Below are 5669 nucleotides of genomic sequence, written 5' to 3'. Positions count from 1 at the left end.
GGGGAGAAAAACATGGAACTCGTCCTTGCGGATTTCCCCTTTCCCTTCAAAAAGAGGGGAGGAGTTCACCTCCTCAACCCCTTCAGGCTTCTCCACATAGGTTTCTTCGAGCTGAAATACCTCTTTGGCTTTGAGTTCCCGACGATGGTCGATAAGGTAGAATTGCTCAGATTCGTTGCCGAGATGACGTATGAGGGACTCATGGAATCAACGGATGGGGCTAAAATCGTATGGCGCTACTGGAGGAGGGGCAGATGATAATTGGAGTGGTTGGAAAGATAGCCGCCGGAAAAACCACCGTGGCAAAGTTCTTCGAGGAGAAGGGATTCTGCAGGGTTTCCTGCAGTGAACCGCTAATAGACCTCTTGACCCACAACGTCTCGAGCTATTCCTGGATTCCAGAGCTCCCGGAGAAAGCAGAGCCGACGAGGGATAAACTGATAGAGTTCGGAAAGTATCTCAAGGAAAAATACGGCGGGGATATACTCATAAGGCTCGCGGTGGATAAGAAGAGGAACTGTAAGAACATCGTCATTGACGGAGTCCGCTCAAGGGAGGAGATAGAGGCCATCAAACGGCTCGGGGGGAGAGTGATTTACGTTGAAGCAGGGCCGGAGATAAGGTTTGAGAGGCTGATGAAACGAAAGGCGAGCAAGGACAGAACCATTAAGAGCTTCGAGGACTTCAAAGCGATGGACGATGCCGAAGAGAGGCTTTACCACACGAGCAAACTCAAGGAGTTTTCCGATTACGTTATAGTCAACGAGGGAACGCTTGAAGAGCTTAGGGAGAGAGTCGAGGAGATAATAGAGTACATCGCGGGGAAGGTTTAAAGGGTGTTTTACCAATTAAGCTCTGGTGGAAGCATGGAGACCGTGGAGGCCATTTATGAAGATGGCGTTTTGAAACCTCTAAAAAAGCTTAACCTCAGAGAACATTCACGGGTGAGGATAAAGATAATTCCGGAAGATATAGATGACATTCTGGGTTCCCTCCTAATCAAGAAAGTGGAAAACATAGACTATAAGCGTCTGAAGGAGGCTTATTATGAGTCACTCTGAGGCCTTTGTTGACTCATCAGTTTTTGTCGGCCTACACTTAGGGGATCCAAGAGCCAAAGAGCTCGTCAAAAAAGCCATAGCCAGAGGATATACTCTTGTCACAAATCCAGTTGTGTTTTCCGAGACAGTTTACAAGGTTATGTTCACACTCTCCATCCAAGATGGACTTAAAGGAACCTATGACCTCAAGAAACACCTAGGAGAATACACCTTCGTATATGAAAGAGTCAAGTCAGCGTTTGAAGAACTTGGTGAGGCCGGCTTTTTGAAAATTGCCCCTATCACTGAAAACACAATAGAGCTCGCGTCTCAAATTGGGAAAAACTTCAACCTTCTACCAAACGATTCCCTTATTGTTGCAACGTGCAAAGAGCTGGAAATCGGACTAATCCTAACGTTCGACTCGGACTTTAAGAGGGTTCCTTTCTTAAAAATCTTTGAGGGATGAGCCATGAACCTCCTGATAATAGCCCCCTGCCTCCTGAGTCCCTTCTACGTTTACCGGGGAGCGAAGGAGAAGGAATACGAGACAGCTAGAATGTTGAGAAAGCTCCTCGGAGAGCTCGGTGAGGAATGGCGGGTCTTTGCATACCCCTGCCCGGAGTTCGAGCTCGTCGGCTGGCCGAGACCGCCGATGGGAAGGGAGAGTTTTGAAAGACTCGGCATGCGCGAGAAGGCAAACGTTATAGCGGACTTCATCGGAAGAGTTCTGACCGAGGAGAAGCCTGAGAAAGTGCTTTTCCTGGGTGTTAAGGGCTCACCCACCTGTGGCGTCTTCCACACTACCTCAAACGACCCTGATTCATACGACTACGGCCTGATTCCGGCGTTTTTCTACATGAACAAGGAGAAGAGACTTGAGGAGAGCAGAAAGGTCGTTGAAGGCTTTGGCTTTAGAATAAGAGAAGGCCCGGGGATTCTCTTTGAAGAGCTGATGAGGAGGTTCCCCGAGGGGGTTTACGTCGAGTTCGATAAAGATGATGTGGAAGATAGTGTGAGAAGGTTAGGAGAGGCACTTGGACTTGGAGTAACTCTGAGTGAGTTGAAGGGGGAACATATGGAAACAGAAAGGTGAATGTTTGTTTTGAATTCAAGCTTTTAGATGATATGTGCCTTTGAAGACATTAATAGGCTCTAGTTGGGTAGTTTTCACTTAAGACTTTGCCATTTTGAACTCTAATTCAAAAGTTGGGAAACTGAATTGGAAAAAGGAGAGTAAACTCAGGTTTTAGGCATTGAATCAGTTTCAGTATTCTTTCTTTTTGGATTCCCCTTCTCTTCTTTGGGATTATTATCTGTGCTTTGGGAAAATGGAGTTATCAGTAGAAGACTCTGGAGGAGCATACAATCCTTCTTCAATTATTTTTATTGACTCAATGTCATCCCAAGGGACTATCCAATAGTCCCCCGTGCTTTCTTGGGAGGTCCAAAGTATTAAATCATAAAGTATTAAATCATTTTTATCTTCAACTATCTGACCACCGTGCATCAGCTTGGATTTTCTTAGGACAAGAACCTTGCTATCAAGCGGGTCGTAGAGCTGACCAAAGAATACGCTACCTGTTTTAGTTTTCACAAGAAGATGAGGTAGCTTATTAGCAAATAAACTGTTATTAGAGATATTTATTTTCCATAGCAAAGCAGTCCCAGTGTTGATTATGGTAGAGAATATCAAGGCAGATAATACAGCACCAATCCCTGCAACAATAACAGGGATCGAATAAAAAAATGCAGGAGAGCCAATCAATGAAGACCTCAAACCTATAGTCATGACTGCTAAAACAGAACCCAAAAATATCCATGCTGATCCGTTTAATGCGTTTTTCACTTTGTTATGTTCTAGTTGCACCTCAGAAATTAGAGCTTTTTTAAGTAAAATGAACCAGAGATTTAAGAAAACCCACAAAACTCCAATAATAAAAAATAGGAAAGCTGTTTCTTTATTTTCCGAGTTAAATTTCCCAGCCAATATTGTACAGAAAAGAGAGATGTTAACAATAACAGCACCAATCAGAAGCCCATCTCTCTTACTATAACCCCGAGAGTACTCCAATGCCTGTTTTTTCAATGATTCATACTCCCGCTTTACGGTAGAATGATATAGCAAGTTCGATTTAAAGAACATTCTGCTTAAGCCCTTACCTTGTATTACATTGTATCCAAAACTCACAACCCCGATGATAGCACTAAGTACCGTAGCAAACACTTCCCCCTCCATTTCGATCACCAAATAATAGACTAACCAGATATTTTCAACTCCTTGCTATCGCCTCCCTTACCAGCCTCTCTGCTTTCTCCATCAGCTCCTTAGCTTTTTCCTCCGTGTGCGCTTCGAGGGTTATCCTCATTATTGGTTCGGTTCCACTCGGCCTGAAGAGAATCCACCAGTCGTCGTTCTCTATCCTGATTCCATCAATGTCTATCAGCCGCTTGTATTCAAAGGTCTTCAGGGCTTCCTTAGCTATTATCTCCATAGCTTTAGCCTTCTTCTCGTTGGGACAGGGTATCTTGGCACGAAGCGTCACGTAGCGCGGGACATCTTTGGCGAGTTCGCTTATGGGCCCGAGCCTGTCAATCATCTCCAGAACCAATGCGCCTGCGAAGATTCCGTCGGGAGTGAAGTTCCACTGGGGAATTATCCAGGTTCCGGATGGCTCGCCACCGAAAACGCCACCGTGCCTGACGAGCTCGTCGGCAACTGCAACGTCGCCAACGCGCGTCCTGATGACCTCTCCTCCAAGGGGCTTAACGTAGTCGTCGAGTGCAAAGCCCGCATCAACCGTTGTAACTACCTTGCCCTTCCCGAACTTCCTGAGCATGTAGCCCGCTATGAGTGAGAGCATGACCTCGTACTCGACGAAGTTGCCCTCATCGTCAATGACGCCGATTCGGTCAGCATCGCCGTCGTGCGCTATTCCAACGTCGGCTTTCATGGCCTTGACTGTCTTAGCCAGCGCGGACAGGCTCTTCGCGTTCGGCTCAAGCTCCCTGACGAAAAAACCACTCGGATGGGCGTTGAGGGAGATGACCTTATTCCCAAGCTCGCGCTGGAGGTAGGGGCTGAGAACTGAGCCTGCCCCGTTTCCGGTATCTAAAACAACAGTATAGGAGTTCTCAAGTTCGACCATCTTAAGTGCCCGCTTAACGTATTCCCCCCTCGGGTTTGCCCTCCTGAGCGTTCCAATCTCATTCCATGGGGCCTTTTTGAAGTTCCCGGAGTCCAGTATAGCCTCAAGCTCCGCCTCCATCTCGGGTGTGTAGGCCATACCGTTACTCTGCCAGACCTTTATTCCGTTGTATTCCGGCGGATTGTGGGAGGCGGTTATTGTAACACCGGCATCTGCACCGTAGAGCCTTATGGCAAAGCCCGTGAGGGGTGTTGGAGCCAAGCCGATGTCTATAACCTCCGTCCCCGTGGAGAGGAGACCACTTACCAGGGCCCTTTTCAAGGTTTCACTGCTCGTTCTCGTGTCTATGCCAACGACTACACTTCCCCCGTCGAGGTAAGTTCCGAGGGCCTTTCCAACGCGCAAAGCGAGTTCGGGAGTGACGCAGTCGTTGAAAACGCCCCTGATTCCGCTGGTTCCGAAGTACTTCCCCATTCCAACCACCGCCGGATTGTTTGGGGAAAGTAAAATGGAAGGGATATAACGCTTTCGTCACCTCTTCTCGAGCCGATAAATGCCCACACTAACCCTGTATGAGTCCGTGTTGAGCGGGGCCTTGTAGTCAACCCTGACCTGGAAGGGCCTGCTTGAGCCGTATATCATGCTTCCTGCTTCCGATTCGGTCAGGATGTTGCCATTCTCGTCGAGTATGACTATTTTCTCCACCCTCCCCTCACTGCTCGCGTTGATGTAGTATTTCCCAGCAGGAAGGACGTGCGAAAGGTAGAATACGTCACCGCTTACCGTTTCGGTCTTGACCTCCACCGGAACCCTGCTGTAGGCGTGAAGGTAGTAGTACTGCATGCCAAATATTCCGACGATTCCTATGAGCAGGAGCAGGAAAAACCCTATGACGAGCTTCTTTATAAGTCCCATCTTCTCACCCCCTACCGTTTTTGATTTCAACAACGCTTATTTCTCCCGCGAACTCCTCCGGGGAGCTCTCACCGGAGAGGGCTTTAAGGAGGGCATCGCTGGGAACGGAAACGCTCACGTTTCTCTCGCCGAGGTAGAATATCTCCACCCTCTTGACCCAGGGAGCGTCCTCAAGGATTGCCAGGCTCATCTTGGCGTAGTCCCTCCAGAAGGAATCTTCACCGGCCAGATACTCAAGGGAAACGCTTGCGGTGTCGTTTGTAACGGTTACGTTATGGACGAGAACGTCGAAGAGGCCCAAATCAGTCTCAATCCTGAACTCCGGACGGCGAATGTCCTCGAAGGTGACTTTATCGAGGTCGCCGTTTTTGAGGGTCAGCGCGATTACCGGCTCGTCGTCAAAGTAGGCCTCAGCGCGAACGTTCTCGGAGCCGTTTTCAATGGCCTTTTCCGCGAAGGTGTAGGCCCTGCCAAGGAGGCCCTCGTCAATGACATCCGTCTCGAACTTAACCACAGTCCAGTTGTTTGATCTAATCACACTCACGTTTCCGGTTAAGTCAACGCC

8 protein-coding genes and 1 pseudogene are annotated in these 5669 nt (G+C 48.2%); 5 read left to right on the top strand and 4 right to left on the bottom strand.

What is annotated here, in order from left to right; all coding sequences use genetic code 11:
- The 5 genes and pseudogenes from F7B33_RS01420 to F7B33_RS01400 form a co-directional block, all read left to right on the top strand.
- Positions 1–258, top strand: a pseudogene (locus F7B33_RS01420) (hypothetical protein); the annotation flags it as partial.
- On the top strand, positions 255–833 hold the full coding sequence (locus F7B33_RS01415) for an AAA family ATPase (RefSeq protein ID WP_297072725.1): 579 nt from the start codon (positions 255–257) through the stop codon (positions 831–833). The pseudogene F7B33_RS01420 and the gene F7B33_RS01415, both read left to right, overlap by 4 nt.
- Positions 834–866: 33 nt before the next feature.
- A complete protein-coding gene (locus tag F7B33_RS01410; RefSeq protein ID WP_297072724.1) occupies positions 867–1061 on the top strand; it encodes an antitoxin family protein in 195 nt (64 codons plus the stop codon).
- Entirely contained in the window at positions 1048–1509 is a 462-nt protein-coding gene (locus F7B33_RS01405) for a type II toxin-antitoxin system VapC family toxin (RefSeq protein WP_297072722.1), read from the top strand. Before F7B33_RS01410 ends, F7B33_RS01405 begins: the two co-directional genes overlap by 14 nt.
- Before the next feature lie 3 nt (positions 1510–1512).
- Positions 1513–2136, top strand: coding sequence for a hypothetical protein (locus F7B33_RS01400; protein WP_297072720.1), 624 nt, complete (start codon positions 1513–1515; stop codon positions 2134–2136).
- A gap of 216 nt (positions 2137–2352) precedes the next feature.
- Here the strand turns inward: F7B33_RS01400 and F7B33_RS01395 are convergent, their stop codons facing one another.
- From F7B33_RS01395 to F7B33_RS01380, 4 genes are all read right to left on the bottom strand, one after another.
- Positions 2353–3288: a hypothetical protein gene (locus F7B33_RS01395; protein ID WP_297064548.1), complete on the bottom strand. Its 936-nt coding sequence runs from the start codon at positions 3286–3288 to the stop codon at positions 2353–2355.
- 25 nt (positions 3289–3313) lie between these two features.
- A complete protein-coding gene (gene glmM / locus F7B33_RS01390) occupies positions 3314–4663 on the bottom strand; it encodes a phosphoglucosamine mutase (RefSeq protein WP_297072718.1) in 1350 nt (449 codons plus the stop codon).
- A 57-nt stretch (positions 4664–4720) separates the two neighbouring features.
- Positions 4721–5104 carry a hypothetical protein gene (locus tag F7B33_RS01385; RefSeq protein ID WP_297072717.1) on the bottom strand — a complete coding sequence of 128 codons (384 nt, stop codon included), beginning with the start codon at positions 5102–5104 and terminating at the stop codon, positions 4721–4723.
- 4 nt (positions 5105–5108) lie between these two features.
- Positions 5109–5669: hypothetical protein (locus F7B33_RS01380; protein WP_297072715.1), on the bottom strand; the 561-nt coding region annotated here is incomplete at its 5' end.

The organism is Thermococcus sp., from assembly GCF_015523185.1.
Taxonomy (GTDB): Archaea; Methanobacteriota_B; Thermococci; order Thermococcales; family Thermococcaceae; genus Thermococcus.
The sequence above is the reverse complement of the archived record's forward strand: the minus strand, read 5'-3'. Positions and strand labels throughout refer to the sequence as shown.

Excerpts from the sequence above, each read along its gene's own strand:
- F7B33_RS01410 (WP_297072724.1), top strand. The coding sequence starts at position 867 with ATGGAGACCGTGGAGGCCATTTATGAAGATGGCGTTTTGAAACCTCTA.
- F7B33_RS01400 (WP_297072720.1), top strand. The coding sequence starts at position 1,513 with ATGAACCTCCTGATAATAGCCCCCTGCCTCCTGAGTCCCTTCTACGTT.
- F7B33_RS01405 (WP_297072722.1), top strand. The coding sequence starts at position 1,048 with ATGAGTCACTCTGAGGCCTTTGTTGACTCATCAGTTTTTGTCGGCCTA.
- F7B33_RS01415 (WP_297072725.1), top strand. The coding sequence starts at position 255 with ATGATAATTGGAGTGGTTGGAAAGATAGCCGCCGGAAAAACCACCGTG.
- F7B33_RS01385 (WP_297072717.1), bottom strand. The coding sequence starts at position 5,104 with ATGGGACTTATAAAGAAGCTCGTCATAGGGTTTTTCCTGCTCCTGCTC.
- glmM (WP_297072718.1), bottom strand. The coding sequence starts at position 4,663 with ATGGGGAAGTACTTCGGAACCAGCGGAATCAGGGGCGTTTTCAACGAC.